The organism is Nostoc sp. (genome assembly GCF_036919675.1).
In the GTDB taxonomy this organism is placed as follows: domain Bacteria; phylum Cyanobacteriota; class Cyanobacteriia; order Cyanobacteriales; family Nostocaceae; genus Nostoc.
On sequence record NZ_JBALCP010000019.1, the window covers coordinates 22,101 to 43,772 of the forward strand.

Sequence of the window (21,672 nt, forward strand, 5' to 3'; positions counted from 1 at the left end):
TATCACAGATGCTTTCCTAAGTAAATACCCTAATTAAAGATTATGTAAGAAAAAAACTTTAAATTTCTGAATTATTTTTACAAATTCTTAAATATAGAGATTCACAGTATCACTGATGGCGAAGGACAGTGAGCTTTCCTTGGTAAACAGCGCCATGCCCAATTATAAAAGAATCCTTCATCACTTTTTTGCTAGCTTAATTTAATAAAAATTAACTCCAGAAGTAAAGGCAAAGATTTTTGTCACCGTAGAGGAATTAACTATTAAATTTATGAAGGAAAGCTAATAACTGCCTTCAGTAAATTTACTAGTTTAATGAATATCAAATCTATTTCATTGTTATGCATAAACATAGCCCCACCCCGCAAGGGGGATGAGGATGTTCAAACTTGCTAAGTAATTACCCAATTTTAATATTACACAACATTGACACTCAAATTTACCTGCACAATCACATTGTTGTAATCTTTATCACCACCATTTGGTAAATCCTCAAAACCAAAGGGATTATTTTCCAACAGTCGAATGTGCTCTACCTGATCTGAGTTAGCACCCAAAAATGCAAAGTAAACCTTCGGATGATTATTGGCATTACTATCAAGAAGTGCATCGGGTTTACCATATATATTATTATTTCCTCTGAGTTATAGCAAAACTTCAGTAAATACACTAGGTAAGATCCAGTTTAGGATTTATGCAAAGGCTTGATTAGCGATCGCATTTACATATGTATCAAGGTATCAGTGGAAATTATAGCGGTTCTCATTTCGGTGCAATACATTCTGAACCTCACCCTGGATTTGAGGCATGCAAACACTCCCCTCTCCTAACTCACGGAGAGGGTTGGGGATGAGGTTTAAAAATGTAGTACTTGATGCAAACGAGAACCACTATATTACTCGCGAATAAAACAACCCCATCCCGCAAACGAGATGAGATTGCAAAGCTTTAACTACAGCATAATTCAGGATTCAGAAGTGAGAAGCAAAACGTTATAATCTTTGTGCTGAATTACATTTCCTATAAGTCTAGAAAGATTTAGGTTTTTGCAATAGTTTGATCTATGCAAGCTTTGATTTTTTCGGACACAGATTGTATATGGGGTTCTTTAAAAATGGAATTATGAATCCCAGAAATATCATAGATATCTACTCCCCCTAATGCCAATTCACTCCAACCCATTTTGGGATCAGTCTCCTGTTGGGCAACTACAAGACCATCTTCTGTTCGGAATATGGTTGCTCGACCTGAGTAAACTTGTAGAACATATTTTCTTAGCGCTTGTATGGTGGCCTCTTGTACCATAAATTTCCGGTAGGAGTAAGCTAAGGGGCGTCCAAAGGTCAGGTGAAACTGAAAGACAAACCGCCAGATCATCTCTTTGATCTGATACTTAAGCCGCTCTTTATTTCTTTCTACCTGCTTAATAACATAGTTAGATGCAATTGCTAAAAGACTCTTCCAATGGCGAGAAGCTGGCTTTTGCAATGGCACAGATTCGCTTTTTCTAGAACCGTAGGTATCAAATAAAACTAGCAAAGCTACTTTTTTACCTTGCATAACCAATTGCCGAGCTATCTCATAAGCAATTATACCCCCAGAGGAGTATCCACCGATAAAATAAGGCTCATGGGGCTGAATGGTCTGGATTTGTTGAATGTAGTGCGCTGCCATGTCTTCAATCCGGGTATAAGGAAGCTGTTTTCCATCTAACCCTTGTGGCTGTAATCCATAAAATGGTTGATCTGATCCTAAATGCAATGCCAATTCACGGAAACGTAGAACTTCTCCACCCAAACCATGTACACAGAAAAAAGGAGGCTTAGAACCGTTGGGTTGAATAGCTACCAAAGATGACCAAGGAATTGATGTTTCAGACTTTACATCAGCTGTTGGCGTCGCTGCAACCACAGGTTTTGAGCATCTTTCTTGCTCAACAATATTAGCTAATTGCTCAATAGTTGGGGCTTGTAAGAGGATAGATAGAGGTAGATTTTTACCCGCTATCTTTTCAATATAAAAAAACAGACGGACTGCCAGCAGTGAGTGTCCACCCAAATCAAAAAAATTATCTGTTATTCCAATCGGATGAATTCCTAAAATATTTTCCCAGATTTCTGTTAATTGAAGTTGTAATGGATTTTCTGCTGTGGCAAATGTTTTTTCTATTTTAGAATTAGTTGGATTAAGCGCAGATAAGGCTTTGCGATCAACTTGGCCATTAGCATTCAATGGCAGAGAATCTACTATGACAAAGGCAGAAGGCAACAAATGCTCAGGCAGCTTTGGCTGGAGAAAACTCAGCAGTTGCTCACTCCCTAAAGTCTCTCCTTGTTTGGGAACAAGATAAGCATTTAGTTGCTTATCTCCAGGAACATCTTCTTTGGTAATCACCACAGTTTTTTGCACGCCTGGATATTGACCCAAAATTGTTTCAATTTCAGCCAACTCAATCCGAAAACCACGAATTTTTACCTGATTGTCTAGGCGGCCCAGAAACTCAATATTGCCGTCACTTAAGTAGCGTCCTAAGTCGCCACTTCTGTAAAGGTATGCCCCAGATTCGCTGCTAAAGGGGTTAGGGATAAATTTCTCAGATGTTAAGTCTGGACGGTTAAAGTAGCCTTGTGTAACACCGATACCGCTGATGTAGATTTCGCCAGTAACGCCAATTGGCAAGGGTTGCGATCGCCGATCGAGAATGTAAATTTGGGTATTGGCGATCGCTTTTCCTATAGGAATTTCTGAGCGAGTGTTACTGGCTTCAGTGGCAGTTTCCGGATCGTAAACTGTGGCGGTTAAAGTTGTTTCTAGTGATCCATAGGCATTAAGCCAGCGTACTTGCTTGCCAACTTTTTCTATCCAAGTTAAATAACCATTACGTGAAACTTTTTCACCACCAACCATGACTAAGCGCAAGATGGCTGGCAAGGTTTGTAAAGACACAGATGGCTCTTTAACTAACTCATACCAAAAGCAAGTAGGTATATTAACAACGCTAATCTTTTGTTGAGCAATGAATGGGAAAAACTGCGCCGCCGAGTTTTGTAGCTCTTGAGACTGGAGAATTGTGGTAGCACCAGTAATCCAACTAGGGAACAGTGATTCAATGAAAGTATCAGTTGTGATCCTAGATATGAGTAGTAGGCGATCGCTCTGGGTCAACTCCCAAGTTTCGCAAATTGCCAAGCTGTGGGTGACAAGATTACTGTGGGTAATGCCTATACCGTTGGGTTTTCCATTGTAACCGGACACATACATCACACAGGCGAGAGTCTGCTCTGTGGTATAATACTCCGTATTTTCAGTAGGGTGTAGGGCGATAACTTCCCAATCACTATCCAAACAGATAACTTGTGCCTGATGCTCAGAGAGCTTCTCAACTAATGAGCTTTGGGTTAACACTAAGGATATTTGGGCATCTTCTAAAATGAAAGCCAGACCATCTTGCCCAGATGTCGGAGCTATGGATACGTAAGTTCCCCCAACTTTCAAAATACCCAATAGCCCCACAATCATCTCTAGGGAAGGCTCTGCATAAAGACCGACGAGTACCCCTGATCCTACCCCTAGAGTTTGCAAATAGTGGGCTAGTTGATTTGCCCGCTGGTTGAGTTCCTGATAGGTTAATTGCTGATTTTCAAAACTTACTGCAATATTATTTGGAGTTTGCTTGACTTGATTTTCAAACCACTGATGGATACAAGTATTCTGGGGATAATTAGCCTGATTGCCGTTCCACTTAACTAACAATTGATGTTGTTCACCTGCTGTCAACAAGGGTAATTCAGCAATTGGCTGATCGGGATTAGCGACAATACCTTCGAGTAATGTTTTGAAGTGTCCCAACATCCGCTCTATGGTACTGGCATCAAACATCTCGGCATTGTAATCAAATACCATACCCAGACCATTATCCTGTTCCCGCAAGACTAATGTCAGATCGTATTTGGTTTTACCATGATAGATGTAGCCAAATAGAGAAGTGATAGTCAAATCAGGTAGTTCTACTGATGCCATACCACGACCATTCGACCAAGGAGGATTGAGGGAGAACTTTACCTGAAATAAAGGCGAACTGTTCCGACTTTGTTGTTCTGGTCTAAGTTCTTCAATTAGTCTCTCAAAGGGTAGGTCTTGATGGGTATAAGCTTGTAAGCAATCCTTACGCACTCGGTCTAACAATTCTCGGAAAGTTGGGTTCCCTACAAACTTACTCCGCAGTACAAGAGTATTAGAAAAAAATCCAATCAACCCCTCGGTTTCTACTTGTCCCCGACTTGCACTTGCAAAGCTAATGAGTAGGTCTTCTTGTCCAGAATAACGGTAGAGCAATAGCTCAAACACTGTCAGTAGAGTCATGAACAGGGTAACTCCCCACTTTTGACTCAGCTCTGTCAGGGCATGATTCAGCGCCTTTGATAGCAGCAGGGCAGCGCGATCGCCTCGATAGGTTTGCACACCATAAGGACGGGGATGATCGTAAGGTAACTCAATAATAGGTAAATTACCTTCTAGCTTTTGTTTCCAGTAGTTTACCTGTGACTCTAAAACCTCTCCTTGGAGCCATTGATATTGCCAATTGGTAAAATCAGCATACTGCACAGCTAAGGGAGGTAAAGGAGAAGCCTTCCCCGCCGACAATGCTTTATAGATGGTAGTGAGGTCTTGATAGAACAGATCGGACGAAGCTCCATCACAAATTATGCAGTGCATATTCCAGATCAGCAGATGCTCTTGCTCGCTTAACTCCAGCAGTAACACCCGCAAAATCGGCCCCTTGCCTAGATCAAAGGGTTGATGAGCTTCTTTAGTTGCCAGTAAGTGAGCTTCCGCCTCCCGTTGTTCATCTGGTACTTGCTGCAAGTCAATTATTGGCAGCGTCAAGGAAACATCGGTGGCGATGACTTGAGTGGACTTTCCATTCACTGCTGGAAAAGTTGTCCGCAGGATTTCATGGCGGCGGACGACTTCTTTCAAACTTTCTTCTAAGACAGCAACATTGAGATTCCCCGTAAAACGCACCACGACGGGCATATTATTTGAGGAACTATCAGGTTCAAACTGATGGAGGAACCATAACCGTTGCTGACCAAAGGAAAGCGGCAAGTTGCCATTCCGTTCACAAGCGACAATTGGGGGAATCTGTGAACTGGCGGCTGTAGTAATTTGTCGCAGAAAGTTGATGATTTCGGCTTTTTGAGTTTTTAACTCGGTCAGCAATTCCGGCGTGAGACTGTCTTTTGCCGCCCGATAGCGTAGGCTTTCGCCCTCTAGCCAAAGTTTGACATCGCGCTGACGTAGCTCAGATAGTAGTTCATCTAATGTTTTCATAGCTCACCTTCCTCGTAATCATCAGCTGTTTCACTCTCAGCCGCCTGAATACCTTGGGTTGCCCAACGCAGAGTCTCCACTCGTTCAGCCAAATCTGCTACCGTTGGTAATTCAAATAAATTGGACATCAGGATTTCTACTTGCAAGGCTTGGCGGACTCGAGAAACCACTTGAATTCCTACTAGAGAATATCCACCCAATTCAAAAAAGTTGTCGTAAATCCCAACCCGCTTGACATTAAGAACCTGCATCCAGATATCTGCAATCTGCTGCTCAATGGGAGTGCGAGGCGCTACATAATTTGCCTCCAGTTCCGGGCGGGAAGCATCTGCCTCTGGCAATGCTTTGCGATCAACTTTGCCATTGGGGGTTAACGGCATAGCTTCTAGTGCCATAAAGATCGTTGGCACCATAAAATCAGGAAGCTGTTGTTTCAAGAATCGACGCAACTGCGAAATCACTTGCAAGCTATCTTGACCAGTTTCCGCAACAATATAACCTACTAAATGATTCTCATTAGAAGTGTCTTCTCGAACAATTACAACGCCTTCTTTTACTTCTGGATGTTGCAGGAGTGCAGTTTCAATTTCACCCAATTCTATGCGGAAACCACGCAATTTTATTTGATAGTCGATCCGACCCAAGTATTCAATATGTCCATCTGGTAAATAACGAGCCAGGTCTCCAGTTTTGTATAAGCGTGATTTAGGGTTTGGGCTGAAGGGATTAGAAATAAATTTCTCAGCAGTCAGATCGGGACGATTAAGATATCCCCTTGCTAGTCCTTCGCCACCAATATACAACTCACCTGATATACCAATGGGAACGGGTTGTAAATGGGAGTCTAAAATGTAGAGCTGCGTATTAGCAAGAGGGCAACCAATGCTCATTGCTTTATTTCCCGTTGTCACCTTGTAGCCTGTTGACCAAATCGTTGTTTCTGTAGGCCCGTAAAGGTTCCACAGACAAGCTCCCTTAGGTAATAATTGATTTGCAAGCTCTCTAGGTAAGGCTTCGCCTGTGGAAATCATCTTGAGTTGAGGACTACCTTGCCATCCGGCTGCCAGTAATAGCCGCCAAGTAACTGGTGTCGGTTGCATAAAGGTTGCCCCGGAGGTGGTTAGCGCTTTTAGCAGTTGGGTGCCATCAGCCGCAACTTCACGGCTTACCAACACCAACTTCGCACCTACAGACAGTGGTAAAAAAATTTCTGAAACGGCAATATCAAAGGATAGGCTAGTAACAGAGAGGAGAGTATCCTCAGCAGTTAAACCGGGTTCTTTAGCGACGGCATTCAGGAGATTAACAGCACCCCGATGTTGAATTTGAACGCCTTTCGGTTGACCTGTCGAGCCAGATGTATAGATGACGTAGGCTAAGTTATTGGAAGTGATGTTATGTGTTGGGTTATCCAACCCATAATCTATAGACTGCCAATTGGTATCAAGGCAAATAATCTCTGCTTGATGGTTAGGTAGCCCCGCCTTTAGCTTCTCCTGCGTTAGTAGCACTGACACCTGAGCATCTTGCAACATGAAAGCTAAACGTTCTTGAGGATAAGCATAATCTAACGGGACATAGGCTCCTCCGGCTTTGAGAATGCCTAAAACTCCTACAACCATTTCCAAGCTGCGCTCGACACACAGACCAACCAGAACTTCTGAACCGACTCCTAAGCTTTGGAGATAATGGGCTAGCTGATTGGCTCGCAGATTCAGTTCGCGGTAGCTAATAAGTTCCTCTTCAAAAACTACAGCGATCGCGTCTGGAGTTTTCTCCACTTGAGTTTCAAACAGCTGGTGAATGCAGATATCTTGGGGATAAGCTATTTGAGTATTATTCCATGTTGCTAATAACTGTTGCTCAACTGCTGGCAAAATTGGCAATTTAGCAATACTTTGATTAGGGTTAGCAACTATGCCCAATAACAAAGTTTCAAACTCTGCCATCCGGCGGCGGATAGTGTCAGCGTCAAATAAATTAGTGTTGTACTGACATTCCAGGATCAGTTCACCATGCAATTCTGTAGCATTGATAAACAGTTCAAAATTCTCGAATGTGCGGGGATTGGAGAAAAATTCTACCTCCAAGTCCATAAAGGGAAGTTGATCGCTGTCTAGCGCTTGATCGACATTAAATATAATTGGTACTAAGGGAATGCGGCTAGAATCCCGTGGTAATACTAATTTTTTGACCAGGCTGCCAAAGGTAAATTGTTGATGGTCATAGGCATCTAACACAGCCGATCGCCGTGTTTGCAAGTAGTCGCTGAAAGATTTTTCGCCATTAATCTGGCTACGTAATGGTAGTAAGTTTACACAGTGGCCTACGAGATTATATTGCCCCAAAGCAGCTTGTCCGGCGGCTGGAATACCTACAACCAAGTCGTTTTGTCCTGTCATCCGGTGTAGCCAGACCTCAAATCCTCCCAGGATAGTAGTCATAAAGCTACAACCGAGTTTTGTCCCTAGTTGTTTAAGGTTGGCAACTAGTTCGGAGTTTAAATGCCAATCTTCGCGGGCGGCGTTAAAGGTTCTGAGTGGTGGACGGGGGCGATCGCTAGGGAAATCCACTACAGGTACAGAGTCAGCGAATTGTTTCAACCAGTATTTTTCTGTAGCGATCGCTTCTGGACTATCCGCCTCTTCTTCCTGCAAAGTCGCATATTCACTTAAGTGGTCTGGTTCTTCTAATTCAGGAACAATACCCTGTTGCAAGCCAGAATAGAGTTTACCCAAATCTGGCATCAGCACTGCCCAAGACCAACCATCACAAATAATATGATGGGCTGTCAAAATAGCTAGATGTTCTTGCAGCTGCAATTTGACAATTTTTGCCCGAAATAAAGGGCCATGTTCCAAATCAAAAGGTTGCTCTACCTCTTGTCGCAAGATACTAGCTAATTTTTCCTGTTGCTCCTGTAGTTCCAGGCTAGAAAGATCAATAATAGGGATTTCAATTTGCCGAGAAGCAACAATGCAGAGTATATTGCCATTTGTGCTAAAAGTTGTCCGTAGTGCTTCATGACGTTGTACTAACTCTTCCACCCCAGACTGGAAAACCTTGACATCAAGTTCGCCTCTTAGTCGCAGAGATTGGGACTCGTTATAAGCACAATTGGCAGCATCCCCCATTTTCACAGAAGCCCAAATTTCTTTTTGTGATTCTGTAGCAGGGGCGGTTAAAAGTAATTCTCCATTTGCAAATGGATCAAAATCAACCGCAGTTAATCTGGATTGGTAATCTACAGGTAATAAGCTCATAAAACTCTATTATTTTCTCAGTTTATTCAATTTGGTTAAATTTAAATTTTTTTTGACAAACTACTGGCGTTCAATTCATTGTTTAGCGAAGATTGTAGATTTTAAATAATTACGCATAGGAACTTCTACAAATTTATATGTCAATGATGCAGCCAATAGGATCATCATAAGAAATACTCCTAAAGATGTCAAGGCTTCATATTCTGTGAAGTTTTTGCCAAAAACATGGTGAAATTTATAAATCCAGAATGTTTTTAACAGTTCTTGAACAAACCAATGAACCATATAAATCGAATAAGATATAGTACCGAGATATAGCATTAACCGAGAATTTAAAATTTTTGATATCACACCATTGTTGTTGACAGATACAGCTAAAATCAGTAGAGAAAAAGCTGGTAAAATTAGCCAATCATGAAGGCTACGCAAATGATGCCAGTAGTAATTCATAATTATAATTATCCAAGTGATAGCTATAATTGCCAGTAAATTAAGATTAAAATACTTTTTATAATTATCTCTCCGATAGATTTTGTAAGTTATAATACCAAGTACGCACTCTAGACCGCATCTCGCTATCGAAGGTATACCAATAATACTATCTAAATTACCACGGGTAAAGATGATTAATAGTAATATACTAAAGAGACTATAAATATAAATAATTAAATCATTTTTTTCGCTATTCTTTAATAATAAAAATAATAAAAATGGGAATATACAGTAAATAACAAACTCTACGCTAATTGACCAAGCTGGTTCATTCCAATAAGTATTACACCAAAATAAATTTGGGCAATTTAGGTCGAATGCTTGGAGAAGAAAAATATTCGCAAAAAGGGCAGTTAAGTTAAATTTACCAGTAAATGTAGAATTATTGGTTAATAATGTTTTGATGATTTCTAATCCAACAAATAGAGATAAAATAAATATATGTAGAGGATAAATTCTGGCAAAACGCGAGAATAAATATGAGCGATAGTTAGATAAAGTCACTCTTAAGAAAAAATTTCCAATATAAACGTGGGTCATGATAAAACCACTTAAAATAAAGAAAAAATCAACCCACAAATATCCATTCCGAAAAAAATCGCTATATGCGGATAAAGTTGAGCCAGTTTTAGGTAAGGCGTAGTAAGAAAAATGGTGTACAACAACAATAAAGGCTGCAATACCGCGCAGAGAAGTGAGTGAATTGATGTGTTTATACATTGATACTTTTGCGTTTAATAATGTTAAAAGTGCAAGAAATATATATTTTTAGGATGATTTTGGGAGTTTTCTAAGATAGAAATATCACCTATTAATCGGTGTTTTAGGAAAGTAAATATGACACTGATGAAAGTCATGGAAAAGTACTTTCAATCCTGCACCTAGATGGTAAGTTTTGCACCTACATTGTCATTAATTTTCAGGGTTCACAACCCGGTAACTAATCCTTCATAATCATGCTGGGTTTAATTTATAGCCAAGAAATCGCACTCATATTATAAAATCGCATTGCTTCCCAATCTCTGTTGGTGGGTCAAGTAAGCATTGCACTGAGATGGCTGTAAAAACTGCAAGTTCCCTTGGAAAGGCTTGATTTTTCGTTGTTGATGGGGTCTTTTCTACCAATGATGTAGTAAATTATCAAATCTATACATAACAAGGCTTTTCAGACCATCTTGCCAGAAATTACAAGGATCTCGGCACAATGCCATCTTACTCAATTAGGATCTAGGGATGCTAAGAGTCTTCCGAGATTATCTAGATAGCAAGAAATATTAGATTCAAGAATAGTGAGTCTACTCTGGCGATTTTTGGAAGAACTTAACGAATTAACCAGATCGCGAGTCAAATCTTGACTAAATTTATCCCAGTTCGAGTTAGTTAGGCAATTCATCGTGACTGCAATTGAGGGGGTCAGCATCCGTGTTGTATGCCACCATCCACTTGGCACAAAAATAGTTTCCCCTGGCTTGACAATTACTTTAAGAGGAGTTGCCTTTGCAAACAGTGGAAACTGCTCCAAGTCTGACTGATGGATATCTGGAATCAAGGATCTATTTGATGACATATCAACTGGATAGAGATATTCAGTTTGAACGGGCGAGTAAAGGGTAAACTCTTTTTCCCCATACACCTGCATGATAAAAGCATGTAAGTGCCAATAATCAAAGTGTAAGATTGGGAACTTTGTCCCTTGACCTGCAATTAGAAGCTCCAAGAAAGCATTTCGCTGTTTTACTGGATCGGCTGCTGGCATGTAAAGCATCGGACTCAAGAGCCGATTATACTGAGAGTAAAGTAATGTAGGTTCAATATCTGCAAGTAGTTCAGGGAATAGTCCGGAAATATCAGTATCTTTGAGATATGAACAAGGTTTCTCTTCAGTTGAAGCAAGAACTAAATCAATAAAATTTCGCAGTTGATAGCGTTGAGCATCAACAGTTACTTCTTTTGAGCCATAGTTTTTTTTAAAGTATTCAGGAGTCCATGTTGACAATGCTTTCCAATCTTGGATTGCATCAGTGATGACAACAGGATGCAATGGGTTTAGATAGCTACTGACAAACTCTTTATAGGATAAGTTAGCCACTTGTTCAACGATCATCTTTTCTGGTTGAGCTATTAAGCTTCCATTAGAATTTGCGTTAGCAGGATTGGATTGGCTTAAGAAATTTAGAATCTCTTCTTTATGATCTCTCATTTTAGCGAGTAAATCAGGAGTCAGTGTTTCTTTAGGAGCTTTATAGCGTAAGTGATCGCCTTCAATCCATAACTTTACATCTAACTGTTGAAGCTCTGATACAAACTTATCAACCATTTTCATATGTTTATCGGCTAATGACTTGATCGAATTCTGGTTATTTGTAGATGGTTTAGTTAGTGACATATTGAAAAACCTAATTTTAATCTGGTATATGCTTTGTTTTCAACAATTACGACAGATGATTATCGTTTTAGTGACCTCACGGCCTCTTGGAAAAGTTTTGCTGGGGCAGTAATTCTTTTTATACCGGAGTGAAGCACTTCATCATGATTTTCTGGCTTTCGTTTAGAGAACATTTCGACAGCAAGAATTTTGGTTCTATCTCGTAATGCAGACTGGCCTGGAGGAGTTGGCAGCATACCTAGTTTTCGGAGATAGTAATTAACCTGATAAATTCTGGCGTGTAAATCGCACGTCTTCAAACAAAAGTTAATACTCAGCGAAACAGAGTAATTATCTCTATTTTTAACCCAGTGTGGGGCTAGTACTGGATGGTGAACTCCTTTTCCTGGAACTAAGTGGTTCACACTTGCCTTGTTCTGGTTCTCCTCTCGGTAATTCGCTGATGAGATATGTCCTAAATAGAAATTCTCAATCTCTTCCTCTGTCAAGACAGAGCGATCATTTTGATCGAACAGATGGACATCCTTGTCACCATGTATTTGAAATAAGAAATTACAATCATGGTCAATATGGTAGGGGGTGATTGAGTGAGGAGAAGAAACAATAATGGTAGCTATTGACCAGGTAATCTCTCGATGTAAAGGAACAGTTGTAAGGTCTTCAAGTTCAATCAAGATTTTATCTAGTAAAGCTTTATAGTCTGGGTCAATATGGGCACTCTTAAACATTATAAAAGAATTTGATTCTTGAATATTTAAGATTGCTTCTACAATTTGTTTTTTCCTTGGTAATTGCTCCCATTTCATTCCAGGAAAATTACCGTTTTTACAACAAAAAATTTGTCCTTTAGGAAAGAGATTATTTGCCAGATCAACTAGACGAGGAATCTCAAATAAAGGATGCCCTACGAGATTATGGGAGAACATAAATGGAGAATGGTTAAACTTCTCTTGAAAGCCTGGCGTATCTACCTCAATAATACGTTCAGGAAACGTCAAACTGGGCTGCAAAATTATCGGATATGAACTCATAAAATACCTTCAAATTACTATTATTTCTACTTGTCTACTTAGCTCAAAAACCTATTTCAGGAAACACTTGCGACTTGTAAATATTTCCCAGGTCGCTCGGTATCGGGGATATACCAAGCGGGGTTCCCTTGCGGATCTCGTCCTAATCTGGCATCAGTTTGTGGAGGACGATTGCGTTCTACTCCATTGTGGCGATCGCAATTTGTTACTTCTATGGGCGGTGCAGACAAGAAGCCAGCAGACTGCATTTCGGTAATACTTTCTTTAAAGGCTGCCATTACGAAAGCCAGATCGGCTTCGGAATGGGCTGTCGTCAAGAAGCAAGGACGATGATCCCAAGTATGTACTCCCTTATCCCGCAGCAAGTAAAACAGCAAATCTCCGTAGGGAAATTCTGGTGCAGACTTCACCATGAACAGGGAGCCGAAATTATAGGCTGTAAACGGAGCCTGAACTTGCTGGAAATAGCCCATAAGTTCCGCTACAAACTTATCGGTTCTTGCATTAAGATTTTGCTGCAAGCTAGGGCCACAATGGAGCAAATGCTGAAGCACTGCTTTGGCTGCTGCTAGTGCTAAAGGATGGCGGACGAAGGTACCAGCAAAGTAAGTAACGCCTACCTCTGGAACTGAGTCATCCCCAAACTGCCAAAACCCACCATCTAAAGCATCCATATATTGCGATTTGCCAGCAATGACTCCAATTGGTAGTCCACCGCCCACAATCTTGCCGTAGGTTGCTATATCAGCTTTGATACCAAAATGCGCCTGAGCGCCACCTGGATGAATTCTAAATCCGGTAACAATTTCATCAAAAATCAGGGCAATACCAGCTTGCTCAGTGAAATCACGCAGTTGCTGGAGGAATTCCTTGGGCTGGTATTCAGGGCGACGGCTTTGCACAGATTCAACCATTACTGCTGCTAACTCATCAGCCCGATTTTTGAGGATTTCTAGAGACTCAGGCGAATCATAGTCTAGTACCAAGATGTTCTCTACCATTTCTGGTGGGATACCGGGAGCAGCAGGAATTGACCGGAGTTTCTTTGTCCCCCGAACAATTACTTCATCCAAAATGCCGTGATAAGCTCCAGAAAAGATGGCGATTAAGTTACGCCCTGTGATTGTGCGTGCCATCCGCATCGCTCCCAGAACCGCTTCCGAACCTGTGTTACAAAAGGCTGCTCGGTCAAAGTTGGTCAACTCACACATCAGCCGCGCCACTTCTCCAACTAAGGGAGTCTGGGGGCCAATTTCCATACCGAGTTTCAGTTGTGCTTCAATTGCTTCGGTAATGAAAGGTGGCGACCAACCAAACAAATTCAAGCCAAAGCCATTGCTTAAATCAACATATTCATTACCATCAACGTCCCAAAGTTTAGAACCCGATGAACGAGACGCTACGATGGGGTAAACCATCTCTTTCATAGTCGGGTTAAACCCAGAAACAGTTCTTGGGTCTGCCAGATAAGGGCGATGGGATTGAGTATATTCTTTGGATTTTTTAGTCCGTTGTGTATATCTTTGGATAATTTTGTCTAGATGAGTTCGTTGGTGCGCTGTCAGAGTTTTAGTCTGGGTCTTTTCAATTCGAGCTGCCGCACCAAATGCCTTTTTAGCACCATTCGTCTCAGTGTCTACCGATGGAAGTGATTCTTTGCTCGTTTGAGTAGCTGGGATAGATACAGCGTTTTGTAGCTTGACACCATTATTTTGAGGTGTCGCCCCGGATACAACTGGGATTGTTACAGGTTGACTGTTGTTAGCCAATAGCGCTAATTGCTGAGTCATAATTTGCAGCTGCTGATTAATCACATTTTCGAGGAAACTGGATGCAGCAGGTTGGGCAGAAATCTGAGGTGCAGATCCATTTGGATGAACTTCATGGACTATCAAAGTGGGTGATGTGTTTGCAGGTGCTGGTAATTGTACTTCTGGAGTGGGTTCTGCAACGGTTTCTATTAATCCTAATGCGGATAGAGTTTCGGCAGACAAGGCTGGATTGATAAAGTCAGCCAGTGTTCCTAAATTGGGATAAATTTCTAATAACTGCCTAAGTGTTACCTTGACTTTAAATTTTTTCTTTAACGCTAGCGCCACTTGAGTCAGGGATAAAGAATCTAATCCCATTTCTAAAAATGTTGTCGAGTCGTCAACACTAGCGATTTCCAATCCTGAGGTTTCTTCGATAATTTCTTTTAGCAGAGGAATGAGCTTTTGCTGAGGGTATGTTTTCATAGTTTGGGTCTTTTCTAATAGGCGATTTGGAAGTTTAGGAGTTGATGCACAATTGGGATGAGGTGGAGGATCAATCCAGAAGTGTTGGCGTTCAAAGGGATAGGTAGGCAGAGAAATTCGTTGTCGTGTTTCCCTTTGATAGAAGTTGCTCCAGTCAATAGATACTCCTGCTAACCACAGTTGTCCTACTGCCTTAAGTAATGCCGTCCATTCGGCTTCGTTCTGGGCGTTATCACCCAGAGAAGCGTAGGCTTTGCCCGCCGTAGGCATCGCTATCTGTTGTTTAATATTTTTTGCTTGTTGGCGGGCTAGAGTCGTAGTTGTGATTCGCGGCCCCACCTCTAACAGTATGCGTTCTGGCTGCTGCCATAGGGTTTGTACGCCCTCCGCAAATCGCACAGTCTGGCGTAGATGTGTAGCCCAATACATCGGATCAGTTGCTTGCTGGGCTGTAATCCAGTCGGCGGTGACTGTGGAAACAAAGGGAATTTGGGGAGGTGATAATTTAACCTTCCCAACTACCTCAGCAAAGGGGGCAATGATGCTATCCATCATTGGAGAGTGAAAAGCGTGGGAAGTGTGTAAATGGCGACAGACAACTTCTTCGCTTTCAAGTTGTTTTTGCAGAGCCGCGATCGCCTCTGTTGGCCCAGAAACGACACACAGGGAAGGGCCGTTAATTGCTGCGATCGCTAGTTCTGTGCTCAATCGTGGCTCTACTTCTTTGGCTGGTAGGCGCACTGAGAGCATAGCCCCTTCTGGTAACTCCCACATTAAACGACCGCGATTTGCAACCAACATCAGCGCATCTTCTAAGGTAAATACACCCGCAATACAGGCGGCGACAAATTCGCCAATACTGTGACCAATCATGGCTTGGGGCTTGACTCCCCAACTTTGCCACAGTTGCGCTAAAGCGTATTCAATGATGAATAATGCTGGTTGGGTAAAACAGGTTTGCCGCAGGAAGATAGCCGCAGTTTCGCAATCGCTCGGTGCAGGATAGATGATTTCTCGTAAATCCCTGCCCAACAAGGGTTTAAGGATTTGGGCACATTCATCTACTATCTCCTGAAACACAGGTTCGCGGTTGTAGAGATTCAGTCCCATGTTCACATATTGCGATCCTTGTCCGGGGAACATGAAGACAACGGCTGGATTGCGGATTTCTGGATGACGGGTATTTACTTGATTTGGATCTAAAGATTGTAGGGCTGCGATCGCATCTGTTATATCGTGACAAACTACACTGCGTCGATAGTTTAAGGCTTTGCGCCCTCGCTGTAGGGTATAAGCTACATCGGCTAAGTTAATTTCAGCATTGTGTTGTAAATGTTGCTGCAAATTTGCTGTTGCAACCTCCAAAGCTTTACTAGTTTTTGCCGAAAGCAACAATAGCTGCTGTGGGCGAGAAGATCCCGAATTTTGGATTTGTGGCGCTTCTTCTAGCACAATATGAGCATTAGTCCCGCCGACACCAAAAGAACTCACACCGGCTCGTCGCAAAGTTTCACCCTCTGACCATTCAGCTAGCTTGGTATTGACATAGAAAGGGCTGTTGGCAAAGTCAATCTTGGGGTTTGGAGCCTCAAAATTTAAGCTAGGTGGAATCTTTTTATAATGCAGGGCAAGAGCGGTTTTAATTAACCCTGCTACCCCAGCCGCAGCAACTAAATGTCCGACATTGCCTTTAACAGAGCCAATCGCACAAAATTGTTTCGCGTTTGTATGCAGACGAAATGCTTGCGTCAGCGCTTCAATTTCAATAGGGTCGCCTAAAGGTGTAGCTGTACCGTGAGCTTCAATATAAGAGATGGTTTCCGGGTGAAAGTTGGCATCAGCTTGCGCCATTGCAATCGCCTCTGCTTGTCCGTCTACACTGGGAGCCGTAAAGCTCACCTTATGAGCGCCGTCATTATTGATACCAGAACCCCGAATTACGGCATAGATGCGATCGCCTTCATTAAGGGCATCTTCTAAACGCTTGAGGACAACCAATCCTGCGCCATTGTTGAACATTGTGCCCTGAGCGCTGGCATCAAAGGGACGACAATGTCCATCCTCAGACAGCATACTGCCTTCTTGAGCTACATAACCGCTGTTTTGGGGTGTAGTCATAGATACACCACCAGCTAAAGCCATATCGCACTGATAGCTGTTTAAGGCTTGACAAGCCTGAATAATTGCTACTAAAGAAGTAGAGCAAGCCGTATTAACGCTGACAGCGGGGCCCTTGAGGTTGAGCTTGTAAGCAGCACGAGTGGTCAAAAAGTCTTTTTCATTTGCTAACATCGTCTGGAACTCGCCAATGCGATCAACAATTTCCATACGACCAGAAATATGGTTAGCAAAATAAGTATTTTGACCACAACCAGCGTACAAACCAATCAAACCATCAAAAGACTCTGATTCATAACCAGCATTTTCTAGAGCTTCATGAACCAACTCTAGGAAAACTCTAGCCTGTGGGTCCATAACCACAGCTTCCAGTGGATTGATGCCAAAGAAGGCAGCATCAAAGGTTTCTCCCCCAAGAATGATTCCTCTAGCTTTCACGTAACTAGGATCTTTGCAAAGGTTCGGGTCAATACTAGGATCTAGCTCCTCATCCTTAAAAAAAGTCGTTGACTCTAATCCCTGACACAGATTGTGCCACAACTCATCGACATTCTTGGCGCCAGGAAATCTTCCTACCATGCCAATAATGGCAACACCATCAATAGGATCTTGGTTGTCGGATGCTTGCATATTTACCATTGCTTAAACACCTTGTTGATGATTACGGCGACGAGTCCGAGCTGCTTGTTGGCGTTGGGCACGATTTTGCAGCTTGTCATGAGACGGTTGGCTGTTCTGGTTTGAATGCAAATAGTTTGCTAAAGAGCCAATCGTTGAATACTGAAATAGCTTCACAGTAGGTAGCTCAATACCAAGCTCCTGTTGCACGCGTACAGTAACTTGCAGAATTGAGATTGAAGTTCCTCCTAAATCAAAGAAATTATCATCAATTCCAACGCGATCGATTTTGAGCAGTTCAGACAAAATACCTGCAAGCAAATGCTCTAAATCGGTTTGGGGAGCAATGTAGGCTTGTTCCAGTTGCGGACGTTCTCTACTGGGTGCTGGCAATTTATGTCTATCTACTTTGCCATTTGCAGTTAAAGGCAATGATTCTAAGATCACAAACGCTGATGGCACCATGTAATTAGGTAGTCGCTGTTGTAAAAAACTACGTAATTTATTATGTGTATAACTACTGTTGTAGTGAGCAACAATATAAGCTGTCAACTGCTTTTCACCTGTTTTATCCTGACGGGCTAAAACGATAATTTCCCGAACGTCAGGATGTTGTGCAATCTCCCGCTCAATTTCCCCTAGTTCAATTCGGAAACCGCGAATTTTTACTTGATTGTCAATTCGACCTAAGAACTCTATTTTGCCATCTGGAAGATAACGAGCTAAATCTCCAGTATTGTAAAGGCGCGTTGCTAAATTCCTATCAAAAAAGTGAGAAATAAATTTTTCGGCAGTCAAGTCGGGACGGTTCAAATAGCCTCTGGCTAATCCATCACCACCAATGTACAATTCGCCAGTTTCTCCAATTGATACTGGTTGGAGGTTGTGATCTAATATATAAACTTGGGTATTAGCAATTGGACGACCAATAGGAATAGAGACACCTGGATCCAGTGGTGCTGTTATAGTATGGCAGCAGGTAAAAGTTGTATTCTCAGTTGGCCCATAACCATTAATTAGCTGACAATTCTCTACTGTTTGGAGAAACTTCTGTACATGGGGAACAGATAAAACATCACCACCCGCTAAAAGTTGATGCAAGGATTTTAAAGCATCAATTTTTTCATCTACTATGAGATGGAATAAGCCGGCTGTCAGCCAAAGAGTAGTAACTTGATATTGTTGAATAATCTGCCCTAATTCTTCTAAAGATGGTATATTAGGAGGGCAAATTACTAGTCGCCCACCGTTAAGTAAGCAACCCCAAATTTCAAAAGTTGAAGCGTCGAAGGAAATAGGAGCAAGTTGGAGAATTATTTCTTCAGCCGTTAGTTGAACATAATTAGTTTCTTTAACTAACCTAACTACACCACGATGGATAATGCTAACACCTTTGGGTGTACCTGTAGAACCTGAGGTATACATGACATAAGCCAAGTTGTCAGCAGTAATGCTAGTGCTTAGGTTCTCATTTTTATTTTGGGCGATACCTTCTGGTGCGTCCGCTACGCGTAGCTTGCTTTCCCATAGGGGTAGGGTGGGCTTTGCCAACGCATTCCAATCTGCATCTAGGCAAATTACAAATGCTGTATGAGTAGGTAATTTGGCAACTAGTTCTTTTTGAGTTAATAGTACTGATACCTGAGTATCTGACAGCATGAAAGCTAAACGTTCTTGGGGATACCCTGGTTCTAACGGCACATAAGCCCCACCTGCTTTGAGGATAGCTAAAAGTGCTACAACCATTTCTAAAGAGCGCTCTATGCAGATTCCTACAAGAGTTTCTGTTCCTACCCCTACTGTTTGGAGATAGTGTGCTAGTTGATTAGCACGACTATTCAAATCTCTATAGGTGAGATGCTGATTATTAAAGATTAGTGCTACAGCATTAGGTGTTTTCTCTACTTGTGCTTCAAACAATTGATGAATACACGCTTGCTGAGGATAATCAGTTTGAGCGTGATTCGACTCGATTAGCAGGTCTTTGTCAAAGTATTTCAAGATAGGTAATATTAAATTATCTCGTTCTAAGTTATTTCCTGGCAATGAGGCTTGATACTCATTTCCCAACAATTCATTTTCATTTTGAGCTAATGAATTAGTTATTGATTTCATAGTTAGTTTACGCAAAAAATATATCTTTTTGCAAAACGTGTGTTTTTTAATTAGTCCTACATTTTTAACTCAATAAATTTTTGGGTTAGGGATATAATTAAAATTCTAAAATCTCCAAAAGAAGAATGAGTAATTCTTGATAAATATTAAAGTTTGTTCCAAAATTAACATGAAAGATACTTTTGTATATTAACGATATAGATTTTGGGATAAACCAGTGAACCATGTAAAATAGGGTATGAGCTTGTTCCGGATAAATGAGTAACGAAAAATTTAGTGTATTTAAGATGATATTGTTATTTTCCTAAATTAAATATGAGGTAACCAACATAATGATGTATGACAATTAATATAGCTGCAACACCAGGCAAGGATGTTAAAGCTTTTGTATGTTTAATCCTTAGTATCTTTACTTAGTGTTTATAGTGACGTTGTTAGCTTTAAAATTATATTTAAAGACTAATTTCACAACAAATTATGCTGCAATCTTACAATGTTTGCATGAAAGGGTACTGACTCCAAGATTTAGTTCTCTCATTCTGACCTATTTCCTCAAAATCATAGTTATTTTCAATACATCTTCATTGAAAATTAAAACTTTAGAGATGGTTTGCAATGGGAGTATTAAGAGTTTTAGAGAATTTTTGTGTAAGTAGTGAAGTTTTTTAGCGCTAATCCAAGCGTATTGGTCGATAAGTAAGTAATCGCATCTCTTCGGAGGTAGGTTGGACTGTATGACCAGCGAAATGATTGTAGGGTGGGCATTGCAATGTCCACCCTACAATCACGAACTATTTGCTGTAGTCCACGCAATTGAAAACCGTTGTTTCAACTAGATAGTTAAGCTGCTACGCTGCACTAGGCGAATAGACTAAGGTACGATGCTAGCAGAGAAAACGAAGTCATTTGCAGTCAGGCTAGTTGAGGTAATTCCCAGCAATGAAACCAACTCTGTATTTCCGGTTTTCACTAGAGTCGTACTACCCTGTTGCAATAAGGTTAAAGCACTAAACTGAGTGACGTCAACACCGCCAAGCCCGATTTTATCAATCCCGACTGTAAAGTCAGTAATAATGTTCTTGCTAGTTGGCAAACTGGCGTTAGCAATCCAAAACTGGTCAGCACCAGTACCACCACTGAGGCGATCGCCACCCCCTTGACCAGCAAATAGCACATCATCACCATCACCACCAAACAGGGAGTCATTGACACCGGAGAAGAGTTTGTCATCACCATCACCACCGTAGAGACGGTTATTGCTACCTTGACTTTTGAGGGTATCATTGCCTGAGCCACCGAATAATGATTGACGAGAACCTTCAACTACTGTGAGAGTATCAGCACCTGCGCCTCCGAACAAATTATTACTACCACTGGCTTCAACTACGGTAACTTGGTCATCACCATTGCCACCATCGACACTCGTGTTGCTAACAGCACCATTTTGACCAACAAAGATATTATCATCACCATCCCCTGTGGACACTGAAGAGTCACTGCCAACCAGCACCGTATCTTCACCCCTTCCAGTCTGGATTGTGTTACCCTTATTACCTTCTACAAAGTCTGCTCCGTCACCTGTGAATAAAGTTTGATTTGGCTTGAGGGTAACATCCTCACTAGTGGTAGAACCAAATTGAATATCTAGTGTTGTTAGTCCAACAGTGCGACCAGCAAACCCTGCTGCTGTAAAGTACTGAGTATTACCTACACTTTGAGAATCCAGAATAGTTGCTTGACCATTAGTAGTTTTTTCCGAAGTTAAGACTTCTTTTGTGGAGGGAACTGCATCCGGGCCTCCCACCAGTGCTTCTGTTATGGCACGACCTTTCAAATCGCCATTACTAGGAATTTTTAATCCCAGAATATTAGCAAGTGTAGGCGTTACATCAGCATTACTGACGGGTGCATAGTCTACATAGCCTTGTTTAAAGTCAGGGCCAATAGCCTCCATGTTATTGAAGGTGTCACCTCGACCAAAGCGGAACTGCATCCGGGCCTCCCACCAGTGCTTCTGTTATGGCACGACCTTTCAAATCGCCATTACTAGGAATTTTTAATCCCAGAATATTAGCAAG

General features: G+C 41.5%; 7 protein-coding genes and 2 pseudogenes. All 9 read right to left on the reverse strand.

Going from position 1 to position 21,672, the window contains the following annotated elements:
- Positions 1 to 416: 416 nt before the first annotated feature.
- Positions 417 to 620, reverse strand: a pseudogene (locus tag V7K49_RS01505) (DUF4114 domain-containing protein); the annotation flags it as partial.
- A gap of 418 nt (positions 621 to 1,038) precedes the next feature.
- Positions 1,039 to 5,334 carry a non-ribosomal peptide synthetase gene (locus V7K49_RS01510; RefSeq protein WP_335204245.1) on the reverse strand — a complete coding sequence of 1,432 codons (4,296 nt, stop codon included), beginning with the start codon at positions 5,332 to 5,334 and terminating at the stop codon, positions 1,039 to 1,041.
- The gene (locus V7K49_RS01515) at positions 5,331 to 8,597 is read right to left on the reverse strand and encodes a non-ribosomal peptide synthetase (protein ID WP_335204246.1); all 3,267 of its coding nucleotides are present in this window, start codon (positions 8,595 to 8,597) and stop codon (positions 5,331 to 5,333) included. Before V7K49_RS01515 ends, V7K49_RS01510 begins: the two co-directional genes overlap by 4 nt.
- A 75-nt stretch (positions 8,598 to 8,672) precedes the next feature.
- Positions 8,673 to 9,809 (reverse strand): acyltransferase family protein, encoded by a 1,137-nt coding sequence (locus tag V7K49_RS01520; protein ID WP_335204247.1) that lies wholly within the window; start codon positions 9,807 to 9,809, stop codon positions 8,673 to 8,675.
- A gap of 496 nt (positions 9,810 to 10,305) precedes the next feature.
- A complete protein-coding gene (locus V7K49_RS01525; protein ID WP_335204248.1) occupies positions 10,306 to 11,475 on the reverse strand; it encodes a cupin-like domain-containing protein in 1,170 nt (389 codons plus the stop codon).
- A gap of 59 nt (positions 11,476 to 11,534) precedes the next feature.
- Positions 11,535 to 12,473, reverse strand: coding sequence for a cupin-like domain-containing protein (locus V7K49_RS01530; RefSeq protein WP_335204250.1), 939 nt, complete (start codon positions 12,471 to 12,473; stop codon positions 11,535 to 11,537).
- 89 nt (positions 12,474 to 12,562) lie between these two features.
- Positions 12,563 to 17,500, reverse strand: coding sequence for an aminotransferase class III-fold pyridoxal phosphate-dependent enzyme (locus V7K49_RS01535; RefSeq protein ID WP_335204251.1), 4,938 nt, complete (start codon positions 17,498 to 17,500; stop codon positions 12,563 to 12,565).
- A gap of 3 nt (positions 17,501 to 17,503) precedes the next feature.
- Entirely contained in the window at positions 17,504 to 19,594 is a 2,091-nt protein-coding gene (locus tag V7K49_RS01540) for a non-ribosomal peptide synthetase (protein ID WP_335204252.1), read from the reverse strand.
- 871 nt (positions 19,595 to 20,465) lie between these two features.
- Positions 20,466 to 21,239 (reverse strand): annotated as a pseudogene (locus tag V7K49_RS01545) (calcium-binding protein); the annotation flags it as partial.
- Positions 21,240 to 21,672: the final 433 nt, after the last annotated feature.

Excerpts from the sequence above, each read along its gene's own strand:
- V7K49_RS01510 (WP_335204245.1), bottom strand. The coding sequence starts at position 5,334 with ATGAAAACATTAGATGAACTACTATCTGAGCTACGTCAGCGCGATGTC.
- V7K49_RS01515 (WP_335204246.1), bottom strand. The coding sequence starts at position 8,597 with ATGAGCTTATTACCTGTAGATTACCAATCCAGATTAACTGCGGTTGAT.
- V7K49_RS01520 (WP_335204247.1), bottom strand. The coding sequence starts at position 9,809 with ATGTATAAACACATCAATTCACTCACTTCTCTGCGCGGTATTGCAGCC.
- V7K49_RS01525 (WP_335204248.1), bottom strand. The coding sequence starts at position 11,475 with ATGTCACTAACTAAACCATCTACAAATAACCAGAATTCGATCAAGTCA.
- V7K49_RS01535 (WP_335204251.1), bottom strand. The coding sequence starts at position 17,500 with ATGGTAAATATGCAAGCATCCGACAACCAAGATCCTATTGATGGTGTT.
- V7K49_RS01540 (WP_335204252.1), bottom strand. The coding sequence starts at position 19,594 with ATGAAATCAATAACTAATTCATTAGCTCAAAATGAAAATGAATTGTTG.